The sequence below is a fragment of the Cupriavidus pauculus genome (assembly GCF_008693385.1).
GTDB classification, from domain to species: domain Bacteria; phylum Pseudomonadota; class Gammaproteobacteria; order Burkholderiales; family Burkholderiaceae; genus Cupriavidus; species Cupriavidus pauculus_D.
This window is the reverse complement of sequence record NZ_CP044065.1, coordinates 669458-694261: the sequence shown is the minus strand read 5'-3', so window position 1 is coordinate 694261 and position 24804 is coordinate 669458. Positions and strand designations below refer to the sequence as shown.

Here is a 24804-nt window from a genome sequence, read left to right as displayed (position 1 = left end):
GCTGCGAACCGGTTGCCGAAAAATGGGCGGGGTTGCCGGACAAAAGCCCAGGCACCGAGAACGGGTCAGTGCGCGCCAGTATTGCGATATCCCAGGCGATACGCGAGCGTGCATGAAAAAGAACATGAACATGCGGCACTCTTTGAAGTACCGGATGGCGGTCGCGACTGCGCTCGTGGTCACGCTGGTCCTCGTGGTTCGCGCGGGGTTTTCCCAGTACTACGCGTACGACAGCCTCAAGGGCCTGCTGCAAGACCAGCAGGACACGCTCGTCAAGATGGTCGCCGAACAGCTCGACGAAAAGCTCGAGTCGCGAGAGATCGTGCTGCGCCGGCTGGCGAAGCAGCTCGCCCCCGCCCTTTCCCGCCCCACCTCGGAACTGCGCCGCATTGCCACGGACACCGTGGACATGCCCGAAAGCTTCAACGCGGTGCTCATGGCCTGGCCCGACGGCACGCTGGCCTTCAGCACCGCGGTGCCCGAGGGGTACAAGCCCAACGTCGGCGAACGCGAATACTTTCAGGCCATTCTGAAAGGCGCGCCGTTCGTCGTCTCCGATCTGATCCAGGGCCGCTATTCGAACTCGCCCGGCGTGATTCTCGCGATACCGCTGCGCGGGCCGAACGGCGAACTGCTCGCCGTGGTCGGCGGCGTGCTGAATCTCAGCGGTCATAACTTCCTGCGCGAGGTCGCACGCAGCCGGGTCGGCGTCACCGGCTACTACTGCCTGGTGTCCTCGACGGCCAGCCCGCGCTACGCGCTCCATCCCGTGGCCAGCAACGTCCTGCAGCCCGCGCGCGCGGCCGGCGAGTCGTGCGGGGCCGAGCAGCCCGAGTCCGCATGGGAATGGCTGTCGCCCAGACAGCCGATCGTCGCGCGGCATCTGCTCGAGGCCAACGGATGGCAGGTGGTGGCCGTGCTGCCGGCAAAGGAAGCGTTTGCGCCGCTGATGGAGATTCGCCAGCGCGCGATGGCGGCCGCCGTCATCTCGCTGCTGATCGCAGGCGTGCTGATGTGGCTGCTGATCCGGCAGATGCTTGCGCCCCTCGAACGCCTGCATCGCGCCGTGCGGCAGGTGACGACGCAGCCCACCGCGGTGGAAGAGCTGCCGATCGGGCGCGAGGACGAGATCGGCGAGCTGGCCACGGCGTTCCGCGAGGTCATGCATCAGCTGTCCGAGCGCGAGCGCGCGCTCGAGGCCGCGAAAGACCGCGCCGATGCGAGCGAGAAGCGCATGGAGGCCATTGCCAACCATGTGCCCGACTATGTGTCCTTTATCGACGCCACCGAACGCTTCGCCTACGTCAACCAGGCCTACGCGAATCACTTCGGCGTGGCGCCGGAGCAGATCGTCGGGCTGACGCTGCGCGAGCTGTGGGGGACCACGGAGTACGTGGCCAACGAGCCTTACCTCGCGCAGGCCCGCGCGGGCGAGGCCGTGACCGTGACGCGCGAGTGTGCCGACGGGGAATGGGTGGAGGTCACCTACCAGCCGGCGTGGAACGAAGCGCGCGATGCGCTGACCGGGCTCCATATGTTCGCGCGCAACGTGACCGACGAGCGCGCGCGGCTGCGGCAACTCGAGGCGCAGACGCTATCGGACCATCTGACCGGCCTGCTCAACCGCAAGGGGTTCGATCGCCGGCTGGCGGAGGTGATGACGCGCGCCGATGCCGGCGGCCAGCGCGCGGCGCTGCTGCTGGTGGACCTCGACGACTTCAAGGCCGTCAACGATACCTACGGGCATGCCGTCGGCGACCGTCTGCTCGTGGCCTTTGCGGAGCGGCTGACCCATTGCGTGCGCAAGGGCGACGCGGTCGCGCGCATCGGCGGCGACGAGTTCGCGATCATTCTGGAGAACGTGGGCACGCCCGCGACGGTCAATCGGCTGGCCCGCACCGTGGTGCAGGCCGCGATGCGGCCGCTCGTCATCGGCGACCAGCCGTTCGTGGCGACCGCGAGTGTGGGGAGTGCCCTGCACCATCCGCATACGGGGAGCTCGATCAGCGAGCTGTTCATGCGGGCGGATATGGCGCTGTACGAGGCCAAGCGCCATGGGAAGGCGCGACATGCGTCGCCGGCCAGTCCGGCGCCGGCGACGATGTCCTGAGGTTACCGCACCTTCCCTTCCTTCCACGCCTGCAGCAGCTTGTCGTACGCGATCGTCTCGCCCTTCGGCTTCTCGTTGTCGAGCTTCTTCCACGGCGCGTGTTCCGACGACAGCCACTTCGACGGATCGCTCTTCGGGTTGAGCTTCGGCGCGCAGTGGCTCATGCCCGCGCGCTGCAGCCGTGCCATCACCTGATCCATCTCTTCGGCCAGCGTGTCCATCGCCGCCTGCGGCGTCTTCTCGCCCGTCACCGCGGTGGCCACGTTCTTCCACCACAGTTGCGCGAGCTTCGGATAGTCGGGCACGTTGTTACCCGTCGGCGTCCACGCCACGCGCGCCGGGCTGCGATAGAACTCGATCAGGCCGCCGTACTTGGCCGCGTTCTTGGTCAGGTACTCGTTGTTGATATCGCTGTCGCGGATAAAGGTCAGCCCCGTCAGCGACTTCTTCAGCGACACGGTCTTCGCGGTCACGAACTGCGCGTAGAGCCACGCGGCGGCCAGGCGGTTCGGATCGGTGTTCTTGAAGAACGTCCACGAACCCACGTCCTGATAGCCGTTCTGCATGCCCTGCTTCCAGTAGGGGCCATACGGCGACGGCGCCATGCGCCACTTGGGCGAGCCATCGGCGTTGACCACGGGCAGGCCCTTCTTGGTCATGTCGGCGGTGAATGCCGTGTACCAGAAGATCTGCTGCGCGACCTGTCCCTGCGCGGGCACCGGGCCGGCTTCGGAGAACGTCATGCCCATGGCCTGCGGCGGCGCGTACTTCTTCATCCAGTCGATGTACTTGGTCAGCGCATAGACCGCGGCCGGGCTGTTGGTGGCGCCGCCACGCGACACCGACGCACCCTCCGGCGTGCACTTGTCGGCGCCCACGCGAATGCCCCACTCGTCCACGGGCATCCCGTTCGGCAGGCCCTTGTCGGCGGTACCCGCCATCGAGAGCCACGCGTCGGTGAAGCGCCAGCCCAGCGACGGATCCTTCTTGCCGTAATCCATGTGGCCATAGACCTTCTTGCCGTCGAGCTCCTTCACGTCGTTCGAGAAGAAGTTGGCGATGTCCTCGTATGCGGACCAGTTGGTCGGCACGCCGAGGTCATAGCCATACTTGGCCTTGAACTTGTCCTGCAGGTCCTTGCGCGCGAACCAGTCCGCGCGGAACCAGTACAGGTTGGCGAATTGCTGGTCGGGCAGCTGATAGAGCTTGCCGTCCGGGGCCGTGGTGAACTTGGTGCCGATAAAGTCCTTGAGGTCGATATCGGGGTTCGTGAACTCCTTGCCCGCGCCGGACATATAGTCGGACAGCGGCAGGATCGCGCCATAGCGGTAGTGCGTGCCGATCAGGTCCGAGTCGGAGATCCAGCCATCGTAGATCGACTTGCCGGACTGCATCGAGGTCTGCAGCTTCTCGACGACGTCGCCTTCCTGGATCAGGTCGTGGTTGACCTTGATGCCCGTGATTTCCTCGAACGCCTTGGCCAGCGTCTTGGACTCGTATTCGTGCGTGGTGATGGTTTCCGACACCACGTTGATCTGGTTGACGCCCTTGGCCTTGAGCTTGGCCGCGGCATCGATGAACCACTTCATCTCCGCGAGCTGCTTGTCCTTGCTCAGCGAGGACGGCTGGAACTCGTTGTCCACCCACTTCTTCGCTTCCGCTTCCCCTGCCGACGCGTGCCCGCACGCGAGCGCCGCCGCAAACGCCAGGGCCGACATCCCCAACCTTACGTGCTGTTTCATCAATGTCTCCTCAGGAACCCCCTCCCCGGATTTCTGTTTCTGGGATGGCGCCCCGGGGAAGAGAACAGGCGGCACAGCCCATCGAATGGGACAACTTGCGGCAAGAACGAACGAATCAGCCCTTGCGCATGATCACCAGCAATACCAGCAGCGAGATGCCCGCGCTGATCCATACCGACGGTTCCTCGGCCAGCGAGAACCACGCCTGCATCTTTTCGCCGAGACCCACCCATGCGAGGTTGATCCAGGCCGCGCACATCAGCCCGATGAACAGCCGGTCCCCACGCGTGGTGGCAATCGGCAGGAACCCCTTGCGCAATACCGTGGGCGCGCGCATTTCCCAGATCGTCATGCCGATGAGCATCACGACCACGCTTGCAAAGAACACCGCCACGGGGGTGGTCCATACCATCCAGCTCAGCATCGATCGCCCTCCCTCAGACGCGACCCATCGCGAAGCCCTTCGCGATGTAGTGCCGCACGAACCAGATCACGATGCCGCCCGGCACGATGGTCAGCACGCCGGCCGCGGCCAGCACGCCCCAGTCCATGCCCGACGCGGACACCGTGCGCGTCATCGTCGCCACGATCGGCTTGGCCTCCACCGACGTCAGCGTGCGCGCGAGCAGCAGCTCCACCCAGCTGAACATGAAGCAGAAGAACGCGGCCACGCCCACGCCGGCCTTGATCAGCGGCAGGAAGATGGTCAGGAAGAAGCGCGGGAACGAATAACCATCCACGTAGGCGGTCTCGTCGATCTCGCGCGGCACGCCCGACATGAAGCCTTCCAGAATCCATACGGCCAGCGGCACGTTGAACACGAGGTGCGCCAGCGCCACGCCGAGGTGCGTGTCCATGAGCCCCATGGTCGTGTAGAGCTGGAAGAACGGCAGCAGGAACACGGCCGGCGGCGTCATGCGGTTGGTCAGCAGCCAGAAGAACACGTGCTTGTCGCCGATGAACTGGTAGCGCGAGAACGCGTACGCGGCCGGCAGCGCGACGGAGATCGAGATGACCGTGTTCAGCGCGACATAGATCATCGAGTTGATATAGCCCGAGTACCACGACGCATCGGTGAAGATGGTCACGTAATGCTCGAACGTGAAGCTCGCGGGCCACAGCGACAGCGTGGACACGATCTCCTCGTTGGTCTTGAACGACATGTTCACCATCCAGTAGATCGGCACGATCGCGAACAGCAGGTAGATCGTGAGGAAGACCGGACGCCATGCGCTGGTGCGCTGGCCAGGTTGCTTCTCAGCCATGGGACACCTCCTCGCTGCCGGCCGTGCCGGCGCGCTGCATCCAGTTATAGAGCACGAAGCAGGTCAGCAGGATGATCAGGAAGTACACGATGGAGAACGCCGCGGCGGGGCCGAGGTCGAACTGCCCCACTGCCTTCTGCGTCAGATACTGCGACAGGAACGTGGTCGCGTTGCCGGGCCCGCCGCCGGTCAGCACGAACGGCTCGGTGTAGATCATGAAGCTGTCCATGAAGCGCAGCAGCACCGCGATCATCAGCACGCCGCGCAGCTTGGGCAGCTGGATAAAGCGGAACACCGCGAAGCGCGAGGCGCCATCGATCTGCGCGGCCTGGTAGTAGGCGTCGGGAATCGCGCGCAGGCCCGCGTAGCAGAGCAGCGCGACCAGCGGCGTCCAGTGCCATACGTCCATCACGAGCACGGTGACCCACGCATCGACGGCGCTGCCCGTGTAGTTGTAGTCGAACCCGAGCCCCGCCAGCGAGGCGCCGAGCAGGCCGATATCGGTCCGGCCGAAAATCTGCCAGATCGTGCCGACCACGTTCCACGGAATAAGGAGCGAGAGCGCGATGACCACGAGCGTCGCCGACGCGCGCCAGCCCGCGGCCGGCATGGCCAGCGCCAGAAGAATGCCGAGCGGAATCTCCACGGCCAGCACGGCGAGCGAGAACCCGAGCTGACGCAGCAGCGCGTCATGGAGCTCCGCGTCGCGCAGCACGGTGGCGAACCATTCGGTGCCGACGAACACGCGGCGCTCGGGGGAGATGATGTCCTGCACCGAGTAGTTGACGATGGTCATCAGCGGCAGGATGGCGGAGAACGCCACGCAGATCACCACCGGCAGGACCAGCAGCCAGGCTTTCTGGTTGACGGGCTTCATTGGACCAGTTCCTCGTTGACGTAGTAGCAGGTATGGCGGTTGAACACGGTGAGCCACGCGGCATCGCCCGCGTTCAGCGCCGCGGCTTCGGTACCGAGCCGGGCGCGCAGCGTGGCGGTTTCCGCGCCGCGCACGCCCGCCGTGACGAGCCAGTACGTGCCGATGTCCTGCGCGCGCGTCACGCGCACCGGCATCGCGAGCGGATCGCCCTCGCCCGACAGGCCCAGGTATTCGGGCCGCACGCCGATGCGGAACGTGCCCGCGGCCTGCAGCGCGGCCGCGACATGCGGTTCGAGTGCCGGCGTGTAGCGGCGCCCGTCATGGCCCCCTTCCACCTCGATCGCCCCGTCGCGCCATGTGGCCGAGAGGAAATTCATGCCCGGCGAGCCGATAAAGTGCCCGACGAACGTGTGCGCGGGCTTTTCGAACAGCGCATCGGCCGAACCGACCTGCACGGCCTTGCCGCGCGACATCACGACCACCTGGTCCGCGAACGTGAGCGCCTCGGTCTGGTCGTGCGTGACGTAGATCAGCGTGAGCCGGAACTCGTGATGGATTTCCTTGAGCTTGCGCCGCAGCTGCCATTTGAGGTGCGGGTCGATCACGGTCAGCGGTTCGTCGAACAGGATGGCCGAGACGTCCTGCCGCACGAGGCCGCGCCCGAGCGAGATCTTCTGCTTGGCATCGGCGGCCAGCCCGCTCGCGCGGCGGTCCAGCGACGACGAGAGGTCGAGCATCTCCGCCACGCGGCCCACGCGCTCCCTGACCTGCGCATCGGGCACGCCGCGATTGCGCAGCGGAAACGCGAGGTTCTCGCCGACGGTCATCGTGTCGTAGATCACCGGAAACTGGAACACCTGCGCGATATTGCGCGCCTGCGGCGAGGCCGCGGTCACGTCCCTGCCATCGAAATGGATCGTGCCATGCGACGGGCGCAGCAGCCCGGACACGCAGTTGAGCAGCGTGGTCTTGCCGCACCCCGACGGGCCGAGCAGCGCATAGGCGCCGCCGTCCTCGAACGTGAATTGCAGCGGCAGCAGCGCATAGTCCTCGTCGCGCTGCGGGTTCGGGCCGTAGGCATGGGCGAGGTCGAGATCGATACGTGCCATCTCAGCCTCCGCTTGCCGTGGGTGACAACGCGGCGGACAGCGGCGTGCTGACCGCATCGGCCAGCGCGCCCGGCCGGCGCGGCGCGTGGATGCGCGCGCCGGCGGCATCGAACAGATAGATCTGCGCGGGGTCCAGATACAGCGACAGCTGCGCGCCGAGCGCGAAGTCGAGCACACCCGCGAACTGCGCCACGAGGTTGCCGGCGGCCGTGTCCACGTGCACGAACGTATCGGAACCCGACAGTTCGGCCAGCGCCACGCGGCCCGGCACATCGACGCTCGCGCCCTCGCCGTCCGCGGACGCGGTCGGCTTGAGCCGCAGCGCGGCCGCGCGCACGCCCATCGTTACCGCGCCCTCGTAGCCCGCGGCCTCGGGCACGGGCAGCGAGATCCCGCCGGGCAGCGTCACGCGCCCCGCGGCGAACGTCCCGGCGATCAGATTCATCGGCGGATCGCTGAACGCGCGCGCCACGCGCAGCGAGTCCGGATAGTGGAAGACCTGCGGCGTCGGCCCGTACTGCAGCAGTTCGCCCGCATCGAGCACGGCCGTATAGCCGCCCAGCAGCAGCGCTTCGGCGGGCTCGGTGGTCGCGTAGATGACCGTGGCGTCGCCATGCGCGAACAGCTGCGTGAGCTCCTCGCGCAGTTCCTCGCGCAGCTTGTAGTCGAGGTTGACGAGCGGCTCGTCCAGCAGCATCAGCGGCGCGTTCTTCGCCAGCGCCCGTGCGAGGGCCACGCGCTGCTGCTGGCCGCCCGACAGCTCGGCCGGATAGCGCTGCAGCAGATGATCGATATGGAGCCGCGCCGCCAGTTCGCGCACCTGCCGCGCGATCTCGTCGCGCCCGGTCTTGCGCAGGCGCAGCGGCGAAGCGATGTTGTCGAAGACCGTGAGCGACGGGTAGTTGATGAACTGCTGGTACACCATCGACACGTTGCGGTCGCGCACCGGCACGCCGGTCACGTCCGTGCCATCGACGCGCACCTGGCCTGCGGTCGGCCGGTCGAGCCCGGCCATCACGCGCATCAGCGAAGTCTTGCCGGCCTGCGTGGCGCCAAGCAGAATCGTGACGGCGCCGGGTACCGGCGCGAGCGACATCGGATAAAGATAGGGTTGCGAACCGACCTGCTGCGCAACGCCTTCCAGGCTGAGCTGCATCCAGTCTCCAATATGTTCTTATGCCTTATTCAGCACTCTCACGCGTAACCGCTGTGGGCGCTGCAATGCACTATTTTCTGTGTCCTGCTCGTTTTAGCAAAAAAGCGAACGTAATACAACTGTGCGGCGCATCATTTGTTTTCGTTTCTGTTTGTTCTAGAATGCCCGCATGATCCTCAATCCCCGCCAGACTGCCCTGCTCGAAGAGGTACGCAGCCAGGGCTTCGCCTCCATCGACGCGCTCGCGCGCAAGTTCGGCGTGACCCTCCAGACGGTGCGCCGCGACGTCAATCTGCTGGCCGAGAATGGCATGCTCACGCGCTTCCACGGCGGCGTGCGGATGGAGAACTCCACGACGGAGAACATTGCCTACCGGCAGCGGCAACTGCTCAATGCCGACGGCAAGGCGCGCATCGGCCGCGCGGTGGCCGCGGCGGTGCCGGATGGCTGCTCGCTGATCCTGAATATCGGGACCACGGTCGAGGAAATCGCGCGCGCGCTCATCCACCATCGCGGGTTGCGCGTCATCACGAACAACCTCCACGTGGCCAATATCCTTGCGGACAATCCCGATTGCGAGGTCATCGTCGCGGGCGGCGTGCTGCGCTCGCGCGACCGCGGCATCATCGGCGAGGCCACGGTCGAGTTTATCCGTCAGTTCAAGGTGGATATCGGGCTGATCGGCATCTCGGGCATCGAGGCCGACGGCACGCTACGCGATTTCGATTTCCGCGAGGTGAAGGTCGCGCGCACGATCATGGAACATTCGCGCGAGATCTGGCTGGCCGCCGACGCCAGCAAGTTCAATCGCCAGGCCATGGTGGAACTGGCGCCGCTCTCGAGCGTCGATCGCCTGTTCACGGACGAACCGCTGCGCGAACCGTTCGTGCAGATGCTGGGCGACAGTGGAGTGAGCTGTGTGGTCGCGGACCCCGAGTAAGGGGATGGGGCCCGCGGCGGTCCGCTTACTTGAAGACGACCGTCTTGTGGCCGTTGAGCAGGATGCGGTGTTCGGCGTGCCACTTGACGGCACGCGCAAGGGCCACGCACTCGACGTCGCGGCCCACGGCCGTGAGCTGGTCGGGGTCCATGCTGTGGTCCACGCGCTCGATCTCCTGCTCGATGATCGGGCCCTCGTCGAGGTCCGCGGTCACGTAGTGGGCCGTCGCGCCGATCAGTTTCACGCCGCGGTCGTGCGCCTGGTAGTACGGCTTGGCGCCCTTGAAGCTCGGCAGGAACGAATGGTGGATATTGATCGCGCGGCCGGCCAGCTTGCGGCACAAATCGTCCGACAGCACCTGCATGTAGCGCGCGAGCACGACGAGGTCGATGTTCTGGTCGCGCACGACCTCGAACACGCGGGCTTCCTGCGCGGCCTTCTGCTCGCCCGAGGCGTTCATCAGCGGAAGGTGGAAGAACGGCACGTCGTACGACGCGGCCAGCTGGTAGAAGTCGCGATGGTTCGAGACGATCGCCGCGATCTCGACGGGCAGGCCGCCCGCCTTGGCGCGGAACAGCAGGTCGTTGAGGCAGTGACCGATCTTGGACACCATGATCATGACGCGCGGCTTGACCGAATCGTCGAACATTTCCCACTGCATGCCGAACTGATCGCCGACCGGCGTGAACGCGGTGCGCAGTGCGGCAAGATCCGGACCGCCCGCGGCGGTGCTGAAATGCACGCGCATGAAGAAGCGGCCCGTAAAGGCGTCGCCGTACTGGTCGGAGTCAACGATATTGCAGCCGTGCTGGAACAGCAGGCCCGAAACGGCATGGACGATGCCCGGCTGGTCCGGGCACGAAATGGTGAGAATAAATCCGGTGTTGCTCATCGTAAGCGATTGGGTTCAGGGCAGGCCGTGGGGACACGGGGCTGGGATGGGTACCTGAAATCTCAGGCCCAGCCTCGCCGCCGGAGCGCATCGAGCGTCACCAGCGTGGCATCCACGGTCATCGCGCGGTCCGCCATGATAGCAAGCAATGCCGCCGGGGCGATCCGCCGATGCTCGGCCACCTCGCCATCGCGGTTCACGGGCACGAAGTCCGCGGGCAGCACGAGGTCGTACACGAAGACCTGTTCCCACTGCACGCCTTCGGGGATCTCGCGCAGGACCTCGATCATGCCGTGGGCCTCGGCCCGCGCGGCCAGTGCCTGCGGAATGCCCGATTCCTCGTCGCATTCGCGCACGAGCGTTTCCAGCGGCGCGCTGCCATGCGGCATGCCGCCCGCGACGAGGTTGTCCCACATGCCGGGGTCCACCGACTTGGACGGGCTGCGCCGCGACACCCACAGCGCGGGCGGCTGCCCGGGCGGCGTGTCGATGATCCCGTTCATATGGGAGGCGAACGTCAGCAGGCCCAGGTACCGGGCCGCGGCGCGCTCGATGGTCGCGAACGCGGGCGCGTCGAGCGCGGGCGTCACCGCGAAGAGCTCGTTGCGCCAGCCGCGCACGTGGCCCGCGTCCGCGAGCCGCTTCGCGAGCCGGGCCAGCGCGGCGCTGCGGCTCGCAAAGTCGTGGCGGCCGGGCAGCAGCGCGATGGTGCCATGGGCTTCCGCCCCCACCCATTCGATGGCCCCGGTGCCCTCGGCGGCCGCCTCGGCCTGCATCGACCGCAGCACGATGGCGTGCGCGCGCGGCAGCCAGCCGACGTGGCAGCCTTCGACAATCAGCCGCAGATGCGAATCGGCATCGAATGGACTGCGCGCGGCCACGCCGGCCGCCGTACGTTCCACCAGACCGGCGCGTGCCGCTCGCGCGGCGACTTCATTCATTTCTGACATGTTCGATTCGATTTCGACGGGGCACGCATGAGCACCACGTCTTCACAGCCAACTTTCATCCTGGCGCTCGATCAGGGCACGAGCAGCTCGCGCGCCATCCTGTTCGATCACGCGGGCAACGTGGTGCGCATCGCCCAGCGCGAATTCCGGCAATATTATCCGCATCCCGGCCACGTCGAGCACGATCCGTACGAGATCTGGCAGTCGCAGCTCGCCGTCGCGCACGAGGTGCTGACCGCGGCCAACGTCAGCGGCACGCAGGTGCGCGCCATCGGCATCACGAACCAGCGCGAGACCACGGTGCTATGGGACCGCAAGACCGGCGAACCGGTCGGCCGCGCGCTGGTCTGGCAGGACCGCCGCACCGCCCCGCTGTGCGAGCAGTTGCAGAACGACGGCCATGGCCCGCTGTTCCAGCAGAAGACTGGCCTGATCATCGATGCCTATTTCTCGGGCACCAAGCTGCGCTGGATGCTCGACAACTACGAAGGCGCCCGCGCGCGCGCCGAGCGTGGCGAGCTCGCGTTCGGCACCGTCGATAGCTGGCTGATCTGGCAGCTGACCGAGGGCCGCCGCCACGTGACCGACGTGTCCAACGCGGCGCGCACGCTGATGTTCAATATCAACGATTTCCGCTGGGACGACGACCTGCTGGCCGTGCTCGATATTCCAAAGAGCCTGCTGCCGGACGTGGCGCCGTCGAGCGGCGAAGTCGCGCGGACCTCGGCGCGGCTGTTCGGCACCGAGATTCCGATCGCGGGCATCGCGGGCGACCAGCAGGCGGCGACGTTCGGGCAGGTCTGCCTGTCGCCGGGCATGGCCAAGAACACCTACGGCACGGGCTGCTTCATCCTGATGAACGCGGGCGACAAACCCGTGGCATCGCAGAACCGTCTGCTCACGACCATCGGCTGGCAGATCGGGAGCGATACCCAGTATTGCCTCGAAGGCGGCGTGTTCATGGGCGGCGCGACGATCCAGTGGCTGCGCGACGGCCTGAAGATCATCGAGAGCGCGCCCGAGGCGGAAGCGCTCGCGCGCCAGTGCGACGACACCGGGGGCGTGGTGCTGGTGCCCGCCTTCGCTGGCCTCGGCGCGCCGCACTGGGATGCGTTCGCGCGCGGCACGATGGTCGGCATCACGCGCGGCACGGGCCGTCCGCATATCGCGCGCGCGGCGCTCGAGTCCATCGCGTTCCAGAGCGTGGACGTGCTGCAGGCCATGGAGAAAGACGCGGGCCTGCCGCTGGCCGAGCTCCGCGTGGATGGTGGCGCGTCGCGCAGCGACCTGCTCATGCAGATGCAGGCCGACCTGCTCGGCACCCCCGTGGTACGCCCGCGCGTGACCGAAACCACGGCCCTCGGCGCCGCCTACCTGGCCGGCCTCGCCACCGGCTACTGGAGCGATACCGAAGAGATTCGCCAGCAATGGCAGGTGGAGCAGCGCTTCGAGCCGCGGCTCTCCGCCGACGAGCGCGCGCAGCGCCTGCGCCGCTGGCATCGCGCGGTGGCGCGCGCACGCGACTGGGCCCGCGACGATGACGAGCACGACAGCGGCGACAGCCGCCCTGCCGCCCGGCCCTCCTGAATACCGTTGATCCCTACTGTCATGCAGAAACCCGTACCTTCCGTCCAGCCACCTTCGCGCGCCGAGCTGCTCGCCACGCTCGAGCGCGAACCGCGCTGGGACGTCATCGTCATTGGCGGCGGCGCCACCGGCCTCGGCACCGCGGTCGATGCCGCATCCCGTGGCTATCGCACGCTGCTGCTCGAAGCGGCCGACTTCGCCAAGGGCACCTCGAGCAAGGCCACCAAGCTCGTACACGGCGGCGTCCGCTACCTCGCACAGGGCAATATCAGCCTGGTCCGCGAGGCGCTGCACGAGCGCGGCCTGCTCGCGCGCAACGCCCCGCACCTCGTCTGGCCGCTCGGGTTCGTGGTGCCGGCCTACCAGATGTTCGACCAGCCGTTCTACGGCATCGGCCTCAAGGTCTACGACATGCTCGCGGGCGGGCTCAACCTCTCGGGCAGCCGCTGGCTCAGCCATCGCGAGGCGCTCGCTGCGGCACCGACGCTGGCCGAACATGTCGGCGGCCGGCCGCTGCGTGGCGGCAATCTCTATTTCGACGGGCAGTTCGACGACTCCCGGCTGGCCACGGCGCTGATGCGCACGCTGTTCGATGTCGGCGGCGTGGCGCTCAACTACATGCGTGTGACGGGCCTGCAGCAGAAGAACGGCGTGATCACGGGCGTGACCGCGCAGGATGTCATCGGCCCCATCGACGAAACCCGCACGTTCGAACTCCGCGCGGATTGCGTGATCAACGCCACGGGCGTGTGGGTCGATGCCATCCGCCAGATGGAAGACGGCCAGGCGCGCACGATGGTCGCGCCGAGCCAGGGTGTGCACCTGACGCTGCCGCGCAGCTTCCTGCCCGGCGATCGCGCGATCCTCGTGCCGAAGACCGACGACGGCCGCGTGCTGTTCATCGTGCCCTGGAACGGCCACACGATCGTCGGCACGACCGATTCTCCGCGACAGGACCTGCCGCTGGAACCGCGCGCGACCGGCGACGACGTGGACTTTATTCTCGAGACGGCCTCGCGCTATCTCTCGCGCGACCCCACGCGCGCGGACGTGACCAGCGTGTGGGCGGGCCTGCGTCCGCTCGTCAAGGCCACGGGCGAATCGTCGACGGCCTCGCTGTCGCGCGAACATACGATCCTCGTGTCGAAGGCCGGCCTGATCACGGTGACGGGCGGCAAGTGGACGACCTATCGCAAGATGGCCGAAGACGTGATCGGCACCGCGATCCAGCGCCAGCTGCTCAAGGCGGCGCCGGGCGTGACGGCCGAGCTGCCGCTGCATGGCGCGACCGACCTGCCGGCCGACCTGCCCGCGGCCAACTCCGGCTCCCCGGACCGCTACTATGGTTCCGATCTGCCGCTGTTGCGCGCGCTGCCGGGCAACGACGACATCATCGTGCCCGCGGCGGGGCTGACGGCCGCGCACGTGCGCTTTGCCGCGCGCCATGAACTCGCGCGCCGCGTGGAGGATGTGCTCGCCCGCCGCAACCGCGCGCTGTTCCTCGATGCCCGCGCGGCCGTGGCCGGCGCGCCGCGCGTCGCGGAAATCCTCGCGGAGGAGCTGGGCCACGATGCCGCATGGCAGGAAACCGAAGTGGCCTCGTTCGGGGCGCTGGCCAAGGGGTACATGCTCGAGTCGTAACGAAAGAAGGGGGGGGATACCATGCACGCACGCCCATGCTTTGCGACGCTCAAACCGGTCATGCCGGCCATGCTGGCGGCACTGGCCATCGCGGGAATCGCCCCCGCGGCCGCCCAGCCGCGGCTCGACAATCTGCGGTTCCAGGACAACCGGGCCGTGTCCTACCAGTGCGACGGCGGCCGGCGCCTGGCCGTGCGGTATCTCAACAGCGCCGACAACAGGCTGGCGCTGATGCGCATCGAGGACAAGCCGATGCTGTTCGTGAACGTGATGAGCGGATCGGGCGCGCGCTACGCGGCGGGCCGCTACGAATGGTGGACCAAGGGCGAGGAAGGCAACCTGCGCGACCTGATGGCCGCGCAGGACGCGCCGCCCGTGTTCGCGAACTGCCACGCGGCGAGATAACTCGGCGATAATGCGGGCTATCGCATCACGGAGAACACCATGGACGAGATGGACGAGATTGACGATCTGTCCGATCTGCCGATGCCCCGCTTTATCTGGGGCTTCGCCATCGCCACCGACAAGGGCGGCGACATCACGCACGACGAATTCGAGTACCTCACGCACACGCGCAGCCCGCGCTTCACGTGCCGCGTGGTCGAACTCGAGGACATGCCCGCCGACAGCGACGAAAGCGGCATCGACGGACGCGTGGTGCACTACGACGAGCCCGACCGCCTGTTCTACATCACCGATGCCGGCATGGCACTCGTGAACTTCCAGCTGTTCGACAAGCTGCCGGAGAAGAACAAGCTCAAGAAGGTCTGCGACGAAGCCATCGCCAACTGGATGCTGCGCCGCGAATTCCTCGACGAGGAAGAGGAAGACTGATCAGTCTCCGAGACCTTTTGTTACCACTTCGCCCATCAGGCCATTGATCCCGCCCGGGTGATCCTTGGCCAGTTCCTGCAGCCGGGCGACGAGCTTGCCGTCCAGCTTGCAGGCGAAGGGCACGAGGCCGGCGGCCTGGTCGAGCCGGCGCTGTTCGCGGCGGTCGATCTTCTCGCCCTGCCCACCGGCGCCACCGCGCACGGCCGCCGCGTGCTTCATGTCGTTGTTGATCTTGAGACCCTTGTTCTTTTCGAGATCCGTCTTTTTCACGACCGTATATTCCCAGCAGAGCCAATAAAGGGCGCCATTCTACCCGGCGCGGACCTCGATGAGTCCCGACGCCACGCGCTCGATCTCGCAATAGACGGGCATGGCCTCGAGCGGGCCCGTGCAGCCGACGCCTGAAGCCTGGCTCGCATCCGCGCCCGGGGGCAGGAATACGAACGCCATGCCGGGCTGCCAGCCCGGATGCTTGCGCAGGCTGTCGTTGAGAATATCGAGGTACTGCGCGCGCGAGAAGACCTGCTTCGCCATGTCATGCCTCCATGTTCGGACCGCTGCGGGCATCCTAGCATGGCGCCATGGCGCGGTCAGCGATGGCCGTGACCGCCGCCGTGCCCACCATGGCCGCCATGCCCGCCGCCGCGGTGTCCCCCGCCGTGGCCGTGGCCGCCCCCATGACCGCCTCCATGCCCCCGCCCGGGGCCGCCGTGGAAGCCATGGCCCGGATGATGGCGCGGCGGATGGCCGTATCCCGGCCCGTAGCCATGCCGCGGACCGCCGTAGTAGCCGCCATGCCCGCGGTCCCAGCCGCCGCCCCGCATGACCCAGCCATTGCCGCCATGCACCCAGTGCGGCGACTGGTAGACATACCCGGGCCGCGCATGGGCCCAGCGGCCCTTGCGCCAGTGGTGGCGGTGATGGTGGTCGTCCCACCCCCAGTAACCGGGCTGCCAGACGTAACCGGGACGCGGGCCGGGCACCACCTCGTAGATCGGCGCCGGCGGCGGCGTGTTGATGCCGATGGCGACGTTGACCTGCGCCTGCGCCGACGGCACGTACGCGATGGCCAGCAGGGCCGCGGCGGCGGCCACTACGGGACCCGCCAGCGCGAGGATGCGGCGATTGAAACGGCGACAAAGCATATAAACCCTCATGTTGTTGTCTTGTGCGGGAAGCATTTGATCGCAGTCTAGCCACCCTTTCGCCGCTTCTATGTAAGAAAGGGTATCGGGAAATTACGAAGCCGCAGGCGTTTGACCGATGCCGGGCGCAGACATTTAGGTCTACAGTTCCCGCGAGTCGCGCCGAAAAGTAGTGAGGCCCTGCGTGCCCTGGACCACCGACGCCGCCATGAGAGCGGACTACCGTATCCATCACGCCGTGCCGTTTAGTGTCGATCATCGATGTCGATCATTCGTTGACTGCTATCGCCTTTTCTCGCCCCGGCGCCGCGCGCCCTCACTTCGACATGGCCGCCCACTTCTTCTGCCGCGCCGGGCTGGCGCTGGCACTCGTGACCGCCCAGGCGGCAATGCCGTCGCCGATCGCGTTCGCGCAGGGCTCCGCCGTCACCGGACTGCCGCCGGCGCCGCCCTCCGTGTCCCCCTCTGCGTCTCCCTCGGCGCCCGGCTCCCGGCAGGACGCGGTGGCGCGCGTGGTCCTGAGCCTGCTCAGCTACGCGCGCTGGCCCACCGAGCGCGATACCGTGCGGCTGTGCGTCGACACCGGCACGCGCTACGCGGGCAAGCTCATGGAAGGCGGCGCGCTGACGACGGGCCGTTTCGTCGAGTCGCGCCGGATCGACCTGATGACCGAAGCCATCGCGCCCGCGTGCGACGCGCTGTACGTCGGCACGGTCTCCGACGCCCGCCGCAAGCGCCTCGCGGACGAACTGGCGGGCAAGCCGGTGCTCGTGATCGCGGAGGAAGATTTCGAGTGCGAGGCGGGCAGCATGTTCTGCCTCAATATCCGCGACAACCAGGTGTCGTTCCGCGTGAATCTGGACTCGATCGCGCGCAGCGGCATCCATGTCCATCCCGGCGTGCTGCAGCTCGGCCGGCGCAAGGCGCCCGCATCATGAACGCGCCGCGCAACCCGTCTTCGTCACAGCCGTCTTCGTCACAGTCGTCTCCGGTGACGACGCCCAAGGCGCGCCCCGCCCGAAAGACGCATGCGCGGCCGACCCTGTATGGCACGCTGCGACGCATTCACCTGAGCGTGGCGCTGATCGCCGTCTGCACGGCCGGCATCTCGCTCACCGCGCTCGGGCTCACCGCGCTGCGTGCCTATGCCGATCACAACCTGCGGCTGGTCGCGCGATCCATCGCCTATACGGTGGAGGCGCCCGTCGTGTTCCGCGACACCGCGGCCGCCACCGAGACGCTCTCGCTCATCGCGGCCACCGAGGACGTGGCGATGGCGAAGATCTTCGATCGCGACCATCAGCCGCTCGCGGCCTGGCAGCGCGCCGACTCGCACCGCTTTCCGGCGCTGCAGCGGCTGGCCACGGACCTGCTGACGTCGGGCCCCGTAGAGCAGCCGATCTATCACGAGTCGCAGCAGGTCGGCAGCGTGCAGGTGGCGGGCGATCCCGTCGCGCTGCTGCACTTCCTCGTGCAGGGCACGCTGGGGCTGCTCGCCTGCCTGCTGCTCACGGCCATCGGCGCGCACTACATGTCCAGCCGCATGCTCGTCCATATCATCGACCCCGTGCGTAACCTGATGCGCGTGGCCCATGCCGTGCGTTCCCAACGCGCGTTCGATCAGCGCATGCCGCCCGCGCGCATCGCGGAACTCAACGCGCTGGGCGAGGACTTCAACGGCCTGCTCGACGAGCTCGAGGCATGGCAGAGCCAGATGCAGCACGAGAACCGTTCGCTCGCGCACCGTGCGACGCACGACGGTCTGACAGGATTGCTCAACCGCGCGGCATTCGAAGAGGCACTGGAACTCGCGGTTCGCAGTGCCGCCGCGCGTAACCAGCATACCGCCGTGCTCTATCTAGACAGTGACGACTTCAAGAACATCAACGACCGCCACGGCCACGCGGCCGGCGATGCCGTGCTGATCGGCATCGCGCAGCGCATCCGAGGCTGCATGCGCGAGACCGACCTCGTGGCGCGTCTCGGCGGCGACGAATTCGCGGTGCTTGCAACGGGGCTGCGTCAGCCCGAGGATGCCGCGCAGATCGCCGAACATATCCTGGAGGCCATGCAATCGCCGCTGCTGCTCCCCAGCGGCGGCACGATCGTCGCGCCGATGAGCATCGGCCTGGCGATCTACCCGGTGCATGCGCGCAGCGCCAAGGGCCTGCTGCATGCGGCCGATGTCGCGATGTACGGGGCCAAGCGGCACTCGGGCGCCACGTGGCGCAGCGCCGAGCCGACGCCGCCCGACACGCTGGTCTGAGGAGTCTTCGCCGATGCCGCTCCCGCTCGCGCGCCTCGCCCGGCTCGCCGTGACCCTGCTCGTCTGCACAGTCGCGATCGCGGGCTGCCAGACCGTGCCGCCCGCGCCGCCGCCCGAACCGCCACCGCCGAAACTGAGCCCCACACAGGTCACGGTGCTCAAGGAGAAAGGGTTCGCGCTGACGGATCAGGGCTGGGAACTGGGCATGCCGCACAAGGTGCTGTTCGGTTTCGACGAGCACACCATCAGCGGCCCCCGCCGGTATTCGGTGCTCGACGTCGGGCGTGCGCTGTCGCGGGCCGGCATCGAGCATGTGCGCGTCGACGGGCACACCGACGACGTCGGTACCGACGAGTACAACCGGATACTGTCGTTACGCCGCGCGCTGGCGGTGGTCAGGCTGCTGGTGGAGGCGGGTTTCGCGCGCGATCACATCGAGGTGCGCGGACTCGGCAAGTCGCGGCCGGTGGCCGATAACAAGACCGCCGCGGGACGCGCCGAGAACCGGCGCGTGGCGATCATCGTGACGGTGGACTGAACGCGTTCGATCATTCGAACGCGCTTATTCGAAAGGATTCGGCACGCGCGACTCGGGTTCGTCCACGAGGTCGAACTCGTCGCGCACGTCATCCACCACGGCGCGGATGCTGGCTTCGTAGCCGCGCGCATTGCCAAAGCGCGCCATGTCCCAGTTTCGGCCGCGCGCATCGCGTGCATGGGGGACGGGATCGGGCACGCGGATATGCGCGCCGTCGTCCGCAATCTCGTCGATCTGGTGCACGCGCCGGCTGACTTCTTCCTTCAGGACACGGCAGCTACGTCCGCGCTTGGCCATGACTGGCCTCCAATCGGTGGTTCGTCCGCGGGCATCGTAGCACGCATGCCGCGATCGGTCAGGACGCGGTCAGCTCGTCGCTCGATGCCAGCTTGGCGGCCTGATAACCCGCATACAGCTTCGCGAACACGGGGCCCGGCTTGCCGCTGCCGATCGTGCTGCCGTCGAGCGTGACCACCGGAAGGATCTCCTTCGTGGCCGACGAGATGATGATTTCATCCGCGGCGAAAACTTCGTCGCGGGTGATGCGGCGTGCCTCCAGCGAAATATCCATCGCCGCGCACAGCTCTTCCATCAGGCCGTAACGGATCCCTTCCAGAATCAGGTTGTCCTTCGGCGGTGCCGCGACACGGCCGCCCTTCACCACCCAGACGTTCGACGACGATGCCTCGGTCAGAAAGCCGTCGCGGAACTGGATCGTTTCGGTCACGCCGTGCTTCGCCGCATTCTGCGCCGCCAGCACATTCCCCAGCAGCGACGTCGACTTGATCTGGCAGTTGAGCCAGCGGCGGTCTTCCATCGTCACGCACGCCACGCCCTTCTCGCGCAGTTCCGCCGAGGGCAGCACGAGCGGATTGGTCATGACGAGTACGGTCGGCGTCACATCCTTCGGGAACGCATGTGCACGCTTGGCCACGCCGCGCGTGACCTGGATGTAAACCATCTGATCGCCCAGTGCGTTAGCAGTCACTACGCGCGTGATCAGTGCCAGCCATTCGGCGGTCGAGAACGGATCGGGAATGCCGATCGACGCCAGGCTGCGCTGCAGGCGCGCCAGATGCTGCTGCGCGCGGAACGGCTTGGCGTCGTACAGCGGAATCACTTCGTAGATGCCGTCGCCGAAGATAAAGCCGCGGTCGAGGACGGGGATGCGCGCTTCGGACAGGGGGAGCATTTCCCCATTGAGATAGACGACGGGTTCGGTCATGGCTGAGGCGATGTCGCGTAAAGGCGAGGAGGAGGAATGCCACGATTCTTCCACACCGCGCGGGGCGCCTCCATGCAAAAACGGCATGCCTTTTTCGCGCGACCGCAATCTTCGCAAATGCACTGAAACCGTGCGCCGCGACCGGTCTGTAGACGGCATGTTTCCTGCTCGAACGAGCGTTTCAGACGGCGGGGTGGCGATACCGCCGCCTATGATCGATGAGAGTGTTGCTTCCGTGAAACAGAGCTCAGTGCACGCCCTATGTATTAATTTCAATTCCTTTGCTTCGTGCAATGAATTCGGACAACATCAAAACGCCCGTCTGTGGCGAAACGATCGGCTAAAGATGGGAACTCACAAGTGAACGAAGCGGCTCTTCAATACCTGACCGAGCGTCACTGCGCCACGCAGTGGCGCGACTTCCTGGGTGCGCTCGGCGAAGAACTCGTCGCGCAGATGAGCCCCGACGGCGCCCGTGAATTCATGGCGCGTATTGGTGCACGTTTCGCCCAGCGCTTCGACCTCGGCCCGTGCGGCACGCTCGCCGAACTCGAGCGGGCGATCGCGCAGGTCTGGCTCGACGTCGATTGGGGATGGACCGGCATCGAGGACAACGGCGACGCGCTCGTCATCCGCCACCATTGCGCGCCGCTGCGCACGGCATTCGGCGAGTCATCCGACGCGTGGAGCAGCGCGTTTCTGCAAGGCGCCTATCAGCACTGGTTCCGCATGCTCGGCTCTTCGGAAACGCTTCAGGTTTCCCAGCAATCTGCCGTGGATGCGACAGGGAGTGTGGAGTTTCGCTTCGGACGATGACTGGCGCGCCCCGCAAGCCGGAGCGTATCCGGCGGCAGCCGCCAGGAAAGTAAATTGCCATGAGCCAGTCAGACGATCTCACCAAGCTGTTCGACCGCTTCGGCGGCCGCCAAGATACCTACCGCGAGATCGTGCGCGAGGACGCCGCCAAGGAGGCACGCGAGCGCTGGCCGCTGCTTGCCGCGATGCGCGCGGACCAGTCGATGCCGACGCCGCCGGTGCAGGCAGCGTCGCTGACATCGGGCATCCAGCCCGTGTCCGCCGCCCAGGCCGATAGCGGGATCGGTGCGCGCTTCGCGGCTTCGGCGCCCGACGCCGTTACCGCTCCGGTCGCACCGGTCGCTCCGGTCGCTCCGGCCGCTCCGGTCGCTGCAGCGCCGCAGGCGGTGGCCCCAGCATCCCCCGCGCAGCCGCTGTGGCAACCCGCATCGCCAGTCGCCGCGCCCGCCCTGCCGCCGCTCGAGCCCCCCGCACACGCACACCCACACGCACACGCACCGCGCGCGGCAAGCCCGGCGCCGGGCACCCTGCAGAACGTTTTCGCACGGCTCGAGGGCCGTACCGAGGCGCCGGCCACGGCCGAGCGCGCCCCCGTTCGCCGTTCTTTCCTCGACCGACTGAATCGCTCGTGAAGATCATCGCCGTTGTTTCCGCCAAGGGCGGCGTGGGCAAGACCACGCTGTCCGCCAATCTCGCGGAGTCGCTCGCCCAGGCCGGCGAACGCGTGCTCGCGGTCGACCTCGACCCGCAGAACGCGCTGCGCCTGCACTTCGGCATGCCGCCGCAGGACGTGGCCGGCCATGCGCGCGCGACGCTCGCCGGCGAGCGGTGGGTCGAGAGTATCTATCAGGGCCGCTCGCGCGTGCTCGTGCTGCCGTTCGGCAGCCTGACCGAAATCGATCGCGCGAACTTCGAACAGCATCTGGCCACGCATCCGAACTGGCTGCGCAGCCAGCTGGACGCACTGGGCCTGGGCCGCAATGACGTGGTCGTCATCGACACGCCGCCGGGCCCCTCGCCCTATATGCGCCAGGCGCTGACGAACGCGCACCTCTGCGTGGCCGTGACGCTGGCCGATGCCGCGTCGTACGCCACGCTGCCGCTGATGGAAGACCTCATCCACACCTATTGCGCGAGCCGCCCCGACTTCCTCGGCCAGGTGCACGTGATCAATCAGGTCGACGTCAGCCGCCAGCTCGGCAAGGACGTCGTGCAGGTGCTGCGCGACCAGCTCGGCAGCCGCGTGCTCGGCGTCGTGCATCAGGACCAGGCCGTGCCCGAGGCGCTGGCCTACGACCGCAGCGTGCTCGAGTACAGCCCGCACAGCCAGGCGGGCAACGATATCCAGCGATGCGCCGCGTGGCTGCGGCAACGACTGAGCACCGTCCAGGGAGAGACCGCGTGAGCGCGACGGCGAAAGACAAGGCGAACGCGGGCAAGGCCAACACGGGCAAAGCGAAGGCGGGCGCGAAACCGTCGGCCCGGCGCCGCGCGCGTTCGGGCAGCGGCGTGGTCCATCGCCTGATCGACCGCTTTATCGCGCTCCCCCTCTGGGACAACGCGATCGTCCGCACGATCGCGCTGCTGCTCGGGCTGTTCATGTTCGCGCTCGTGATCAGCGTGCCGCTGGACTTCTACCAGCAGATCGCGTTCGCCGCGGTCAGCTTCGCACTCGCGATCTACCTGAACCGCGTGCGCGGCCACCTTGCCACGCTGATGCTCGTGCTGCTGTCGATCGCCGCGTCCAGCCGCTATATGTACTGGCGGCTGACGGAGACCGTCGGTTTCGAGAGCTGGATCGACGCGGCGTTCGGCTTCGGCCTCGTGCTCGCGGAAATCTACGCGTTCCTCGTGCTGCTGCTCGGCTACTTCCAGACCGCATGGCCGCTCAACAGGAAGCCCGCGGCCATGCCCAGGGACGTCTCGACGTGGCCGACGGTCGATATCTTCATTCCGACCTATAACGAACCGCTGTCGGTGGTGAAGCCGACCGTGTTCGCGGCGATGTCGCTCGACTGGCCGCGCGAGAAGATCAACGTCTACGTGCTCGATGACGGCCGCCGCGAGGAGTTCCGCGCGTTCTGCGAGGAAGTGGGTGTCACGCACGTCATCCGCAATCACAATCGCCACGCCAAGGCCGGCAATATCAACGAAGCGCTCAAGAGCACCAACGGCGAGTACGTGGCGATTTTCGACTGCGACCACATTCCCACGCGCTCGTTCCTGCAGGTCTGCATGGGCTGGTTCATCAAGGACCACAAGCTCGCGATGCTGCAGACGCCCCACTACTTCTTCTCGCCCGACCCGTTCGAGAAGAACCTCAATACGTTCCAGGACGTGCCGAACGAAGGCGAGTTGTTCTACGGCCTCGTGCAGGACGGCAACGACCTCTGGAACGGCACGTTCTTCTGCGGCTCGTGCGCGGTCATCCGCCGCGCGCCGCTGCTGGAAGTGGGCGGCATTGCCATCGAGACCGTGACCGAGGACGCGCACACCGCGCTCAAGCTGCACCGCAAGGGCTACGGCACCGCCTACCTCGCCATTCCGCAGGCGGCCGGCCTCGCCACGGAAAGCCTGTCGGGCCACGTGGGCCAGCGTATTCGCTGGGCACGCGGGATGGCGCAGATCTGCCGGCTCGACAATCCGCTGCTGGGCCCCGGCCTGAAGCTGCCGCAGCGGCTGTGCTACCTCAACGCGATGCTGCACTTCTTCTATGGGTTGCCGCGGCTCGTGTTCCTGACCGCGCCACTGGCCTACCTGCTGTTTGGCGCGCACGTGATCCAGGCCCCGGCGCTGACGATCGCGATCTTCGCGCTGCCGCACCTGCTGCACGCGAACATGACGAACTCGCGCGTGCAGGGCAAGTTCCGCCATTCGTTCTGGAACGAGGTCTACGAGTCGGTGCTCGCGTGGTACATCATGCGGCCGACGATGGTCGCATTCTTCAACCCCGCGGCGGGCAAGTTCAACGTGACGCCGAAGGGCGGCGTGATCGAGGAAGCGTACTTCGACTGGATCATTTCGCGGCCCTACCTGATCCTGCTGCTCGCCAACCTCATCGGCGTGGGCATCGGCATCGGGCGGCTGACGGTATGGAACACGCACGAGGCGACCACGGTCGTGCTGAACCTGATCTGGACCGTCTACAACCTGATCATCCTCGGCGCATCCATCGCGGTGGCCAGCGAATCGCGCCAGATCCGCGTGGCCCATCGCGTGGCGATGAAGCTCCCCGCCACGCTGCGCTTCGCCGATGGCCGCGCGGTCGTCTGCGAGACCGTGGACTTCGCCGAAGGCGGCCTCGGTATCCGCCTGCCGCAGGGCGTGCCGGCCAGCGTCGGCGATTCGGTACAGATCTCGCTCTACCTGCAGAACGCCGAGCATACGTTCCCCGCGCGCGTGGTCTTCCATGGCGCGCGGCACACGGGGCTCGAGCTCGCGAAAATGTCGCCGCGCGAAGAGATGGCCTTCGTGCAGTGCACGTTCTCGCGCGCCGATGCGTGGATCGACTCGTGGGGGAACAAGCGCCGCGACGCGCCGCGCATGGCCGCGAGCCAGATCTTCCGCATCGGCCTCATGGGCTTCCAGAACGTGATGTTCCACCTGAGCCGGGAGATGCGGCATCTGTTCCGCCGCAAGTCCGCCACGCCCGCCGCGTCCGGCGGGCAGGCGGGACGCTGACCCACACCCGTTACGCTCGCATTCAGCACG

The 24804-nt window shown here is 67.0% G+C and carries 26 protein-coding genes; 13 read left to right on the top strand and 13 right to left on the bottom strand.

Annotated elements, in window-relative coordinates:
* Window positions 1-154: 154 nt before the first annotated feature.
* Window positions 155-2110, top strand: a complete 1956-nt coding sequence (locus tag FOB72_RS03295) for a diguanylate cyclase domain-containing protein (RefSeq protein ID WP_150371219.1) — start codon at window positions 155-157, stop codon at window positions 2108-2110.
* Between the two features lie 2 nt (window positions 2111-2112).
* Here the strand turns inward: FOB72_RS03295 and FOB72_RS03290 are convergent, their stop codons facing one another.
* The 6 genes from FOB72_RS03290 to FOB72_RS03265 form a co-directional block, all read right to left on the bottom strand.
* Window positions 2113-3852, bottom strand: coding sequence for an ABC transporter substrate-binding protein (locus FOB72_RS03290; protein WP_150371218.1), 1740 nt, complete (start codon window positions 3850-3852; stop codon window positions 2113-2115).
* 115 nt (window positions 3853-3967) lie between these two features.
* Window positions 3968-4276 (bottom strand): DUF2160 domain-containing protein, encoded by a 309-nt coding sequence (locus FOB72_RS03285; RefSeq protein ID WP_150371217.1) that lies wholly within the window; start codon window positions 4274-4276, stop codon window positions 3968-3970.
* Between the two features lie 13 nt (window positions 4277-4289).
* Window positions 4290-5117 (bottom strand): carbohydrate ABC transporter permease, encoded by an 828-nt coding sequence (locus FOB72_RS03280; RefSeq protein WP_150371216.1) that lies wholly within the window; start codon window positions 5115-5117, stop codon window positions 4290-4292.
* Window positions 5110-5994, bottom strand: a complete 885-nt coding sequence (locus tag FOB72_RS03275; protein ID WP_150371215.1) for a carbohydrate ABC transporter permease — start codon at window positions 5992-5994, stop codon at window positions 5110-5112. The genes FOB72_RS03280 and FOB72_RS03275 overlap by 8 nt, the downstream gene beginning before the upstream one ends.
* On the bottom strand, window positions 5991-7103 hold the full coding sequence (locus FOB72_RS03270) for an ABC transporter ATP-binding protein (RefSeq protein ID WP_150371214.1): 1113 nt from the start codon (window positions 7101-7103) through the stop codon (window positions 5991-5993). Before FOB72_RS03270 ends, FOB72_RS03275 begins: the two co-directional genes overlap by 4 nt.
* Window position 7104: 1 nt before the next feature.
* Entirely contained in the window at window positions 7105-8259 is a 1155-nt protein-coding gene (locus FOB72_RS03265; protein ID WP_150371213.1) for an ABC transporter ATP-binding protein, read from the bottom strand.
* 169 nt (window positions 8260-8428) lie between these two features.
* On the opposite strand from FOB72_RS03265, the gene FOB72_RS03260 reads away from it, so the two are divergent.
* Window positions 8429-9199, top strand: a complete 771-nt coding sequence (locus FOB72_RS03260) for a DeoR/GlpR family DNA-binding transcription regulator (protein ID WP_150371212.1) — start codon at window positions 8429-8431, stop codon at window positions 9197-9199.
* A gap of 25 nt (window positions 9200-9224) precedes the next feature.
* Here FOB72_RS03260 and purU read toward each other — a convergent pair whose 3' ends face one another.
* Together purU and FOB72_RS03250 are read right to left on the bottom strand one after the other, a co-directional pair.
* Entirely contained in the window at window positions 9225-10091 is an 867-nt protein-coding gene (gene purU, locus FOB72_RS03255; protein WP_150371211.1) for a formyltetrahydrofolate deformylase, read from the bottom strand.
* A gap of 62 nt (window positions 10092-10153) precedes the next feature.
* Entirely contained in the window at window positions 10154-11041 is an 888-nt protein-coding gene (locus tag FOB72_RS03250) for a DUF4743 domain-containing protein (protein WP_411859808.1), read from the bottom strand.
* 27 nt (window positions 11042-11068) lie between these two features.
* On the opposite strand from FOB72_RS03250, the gene glpK reads away from it, so the two are divergent.
* From glpK to FOB72_RS03230, 4 genes are read left to right on the top strand one after another with little or no spacing between them, the layout of a single operon-like run.
* Window positions 11069-12628, top strand: coding sequence for a glycerol kinase GlpK (gene glpK, locus FOB72_RS03245; protein ID WP_150371210.1), 1560 nt, complete (start codon window positions 11069-11071; stop codon window positions 12626-12628).
* A 21-nt stretch (window positions 12629-12649) separates the two neighbouring features.
* The gene (locus FOB72_RS03240) at window positions 12650-14269 is read left to right on the top strand and encodes a glycerol-3-phosphate dehydrogenase/oxidase (protein WP_150371209.1); all 1620 of its coding nucleotides are present in this window, start codon (window positions 12650-12652) and stop codon (window positions 14267-14269) included.
* Between the two features lie 21 nt (window positions 14270-14290).
* Entirely contained in the window at window positions 14291-14674 is a 384-nt protein-coding gene (locus FOB72_RS03235; protein ID WP_150371208.1) for an MliC family protein, read from the top strand.
* A gap of 48 nt (window positions 14675-14722) precedes the next feature.
* Complete coding sequence (locus tag FOB72_RS03230; RefSeq protein WP_191002226.1) at window positions 14723-15103, top strand: hypothetical protein; 381 nt, start codon at window positions 14723-14725, stop codon at window positions 15101-15103.
* Here FOB72_RS03230 and FOB72_RS03225 read toward each other — a convergent pair whose 3' ends face one another.
* From FOB72_RS03225 to FOB72_RS03215, 3 genes are read right to left on the bottom strand one after another with little or no spacing between them, the layout of a single operon-like run.
* Window positions 15104-15373, bottom strand: a complete 270-nt coding sequence (locus FOB72_RS03225) for a hypothetical protein (protein WP_150371206.1) — start codon at window positions 15371-15373, stop codon at window positions 15104-15106.
* A gap of 39 nt (window positions 15374-15412) precedes the next feature.
* Entirely contained in the window at window positions 15413-15637 is a 225-nt protein-coding gene (locus FOB72_RS03220; protein WP_150371205.1) for a hypothetical protein, read from the bottom strand.
* 56 nt (window positions 15638-15693) lie between these two features.
* The gene (locus FOB72_RS03215; protein WP_191002180.1) at window positions 15694-16248 is read right to left on the bottom strand and encodes a YXWGXW repeat-containing protein; all 555 of its coding nucleotides are present in this window, start codon (window positions 16246-16248) and stop codon (window positions 15694-15696) included.
* Window positions 16249-16574: 326 nt separating this feature from the next.
* On the opposite strand from FOB72_RS03215, the gene FOB72_RS03210 reads away from it, so the two are divergent.
* From FOB72_RS03210 to FOB72_RS03200, 3 genes are read left to right on the top strand one after another with little or no spacing between them, the layout of a single operon-like run.
* Window positions 16575-17186 carry a YfiR family protein gene (locus FOB72_RS03210; protein WP_223851399.1) on the top strand — a complete coding sequence of 204 codons (612 nt, stop codon included), beginning with the start codon at window positions 16575-16577 and terminating at the stop codon, window positions 17184-17186.
* A 53-nt stretch (window positions 17187-17239) separates the two neighbouring features.
* Entirely contained in the window at window positions 17240-18514 is a 1275-nt protein-coding gene (locus tag FOB72_RS03205) for a diguanylate cyclase domain-containing protein (RefSeq protein WP_223851398.1), read from the top strand.
* Between the two features lie 13 nt (window positions 18515-18527).
* Window positions 18528-19052, top strand: coding sequence for an OmpA family protein (locus FOB72_RS03200; protein WP_150371203.1), 525 nt, complete (start codon window positions 18528-18530; stop codon window positions 19050-19052).
* A gap of 24 nt (window positions 19053-19076) precedes the next feature.
* Here FOB72_RS03200 and FOB72_RS03195 read toward each other — a convergent pair whose 3' ends face one another.
* Together FOB72_RS03195 and FOB72_RS03190 are read right to left on the bottom strand one after the other, a co-directional pair.
* On the bottom strand, window positions 19077-19349 hold the full coding sequence (locus FOB72_RS03195) for a hypothetical protein (RefSeq protein ID WP_150371202.1): 273 nt from the start codon (window positions 19347-19349) through the stop codon (window positions 19077-19079).
* A gap of 58 nt (window positions 19350-19407) precedes the next feature.
* Window positions 19408-20277 carry a D-amino acid aminotransferase gene (locus tag FOB72_RS03190; RefSeq protein ID WP_150371201.1) on the bottom strand — a complete coding sequence of 290 codons (870 nt, stop codon included), beginning with the start codon at window positions 20275-20277 and terminating at the stop codon, window positions 19408-19410.
* A gap of 360 nt (window positions 20278-20637) precedes the next feature.
* Between FOB72_RS03190 and bcsD the strand changes: the two genes are divergently transcribed.
* Genes bcsD through bcsA form a run of 4 tightly spaced genes read left to right on the top strand, consistent with a single transcriptional unit; the run spans window position 20638 to window position 24774 of the window.
* Window positions 20638-21093: a cellulose biosynthesis protein BcsD gene (bcsD, locus tag FOB72_RS03185; protein WP_150371200.1), complete on the top strand. Its 456-nt coding sequence runs from the start codon at window positions 20638-20640 to the stop codon at window positions 21091-21093.
* A gap of 59 nt (window positions 21094-21152) precedes the next feature.
* Window positions 21153-21725, top strand: a complete 573-nt coding sequence (bcsP, locus tag FOB72_RS03180) for a cellulose biosynthesis protein BcsP (RefSeq protein ID WP_150371199.1) — start codon at window positions 21153-21155, stop codon at window positions 21723-21725.
* Window positions 21722-22498, top strand: coding sequence for a cellulose biosynthesis protein BcsQ (bcsQ, locus tag FOB72_RS03175; protein ID WP_150371198.1), 777 nt, complete (start codon window positions 21722-21724; stop codon window positions 22496-22498). Before bcsP ends, bcsQ begins: the two co-directional genes overlap by 4 nt.
* Complete coding sequence (bcsA, locus tag FOB72_RS03170; protein ID WP_150371197.1) at window positions 22444-24774, top strand: UDP-forming cellulose synthase catalytic subunit; 2331 nt, start codon at window positions 22444-22446, stop codon at window positions 24772-24774. Before bcsQ ends, bcsA begins: the two co-directional genes overlap by 55 nt.
* Window positions 24775-24804 lie beyond the last annotated feature (30 nt).

Excerpts from the sequence above, each read along its gene's own strand:
- FOB72_RS03280 (WP_150371216.1), bottom strand. The coding sequence starts at position 5,117 with ATGGCTGAGAAGCAACCTGGCCAGCGCACCAGCGCATGGCGTCCGGTC.
- FOB72_RS03235 (WP_150371208.1), top strand. The coding sequence starts at position 14,291 with ATGCACGCACGCCCATGCTTTGCGACGCTCAAACCGGTCATGCCGGCC.
- glpK (WP_150371210.1), top strand. The coding sequence starts at position 11,069 with ATGAGCACCACGTCTTCACAGCCAACTTTCATCCTGGCGCTCGATCAG.
- FOB72_RS03220 (WP_150371205.1), bottom strand. The coding sequence starts at position 15,637 with ATGGCGAAGCAGGTCTTCTCGCGCGCGCAGTACCTCGATATTCTCAAC.
- bcsP (WP_150371199.1), top strand. The coding sequence starts at position 21,153 with ATGAGCCAGTCAGACGATCTCACCAAGCTGTTCGACCGCTTCGGCGGC.
- FOB72_RS03210 (WP_223851399.1), top strand. The coding sequence starts at position 16,575 with ATGGCCGCCCACTTCTTCTGCCGCGCCGGGCTGGCGCTGGCACTCGTG.
- FOB72_RS03190 (WP_150371201.1), bottom strand. The coding sequence starts at position 20,277 with ATGACCGAACCCGTCGTCTATCTCAATGGGGAAATGCTCCCCCTGTCC.
- purU (WP_150371211.1), bottom strand. The coding sequence starts at position 10,091 with ATGAGCAACACCGGATTTATTCTCACCATTTCGTGCCCGGACCAGCCG.
- FOB72_RS03240 (WP_150371209.1), top strand. The coding sequence starts at position 12,650 with ATGCAGAAACCCGTACCTTCCGTCCAGCCACCTTCGCGCGCCGAGCTG.
- FOB72_RS03285 (WP_150371217.1), bottom strand. The coding sequence starts at position 4,276 with ATGCTGAGCTGGATGGTATGGACCACCCCCGTGGCGGTGTTCTTTGCA.
- bcsA (WP_150371197.1), top strand. The coding sequence starts at position 22,444 with ATGCGCCGCGTGGCTGCGGCAACGACTGAGCACCGTCCAGGGAGAGAC.
- FOB72_RS03250 (WP_411859808.1), bottom strand. The coding sequence starts at position 11,041 with ATGTCAGAAATGAATGAAGTCGCCGCGCGAGCGGCACGCGCCGGTCTG.
- FOB72_RS03295 (WP_150371219.1), top strand. The coding sequence starts at position 155 with ATGGCGGTCGCGACTGCGCTCGTGGTCACGCTGGTCCTCGTGGTTCGC.
- FOB72_RS03260 (WP_150371212.1), top strand. The coding sequence starts at position 8,429 with ATGATCCTCAATCCCCGCCAGACTGCCCTGCTCGAAGAGGTACGCAGC.
- FOB72_RS03290 (WP_150371218.1), bottom strand. The coding sequence starts at position 3,852 with ATGAAACAGCACGTAAGGTTGGGGATGTCGGCCCTGGCGTTTGCGGCG.
- FOB72_RS03195 (WP_150371202.1), bottom strand. The coding sequence starts at position 19,349 with ATGGCCAAGCGCGGACGTAGCTGCCGTGTCCTGAAGGAAGAAGTCAGC.
- FOB72_RS03265 (WP_150371213.1), bottom strand. The coding sequence starts at position 8,259 with ATGCAGCTCAGCCTGGAAGGCGTTGCGCAGCAGGTCGGTTCGCAACCC.
- FOB72_RS03230 (WP_191002226.1), top strand. The coding sequence starts at position 14,723 with ATGGACGAGATTGACGATCTGTCCGATCTGCCGATGCCCCGCTTTATC.
- FOB72_RS03200 (WP_150371203.1), top strand. The coding sequence starts at position 18,528 with ATGCCGCTCCCGCTCGCGCGCCTCGCCCGGCTCGCCGTGACCCTGCTC.
- FOB72_RS03270 (WP_150371214.1), bottom strand. The coding sequence starts at position 7,103 with ATGGCACGTATCGATCTCGACCTCGCCCATGCCTACGGCCCGAACCCG.
- FOB72_RS03275 (WP_150371215.1), bottom strand. The coding sequence starts at position 5,994 with ATGAAGCCCGTCAACCAGAAAGCCTGGCTGCTGGTCCTGCCGGTGGTG.
- FOB72_RS03215 (WP_191002180.1), bottom strand. The coding sequence starts at position 16,248 with ATGCTTTGTCGCCGTTTCAATCGCCGCATCCTCGCGCTGGCGGGTCCC.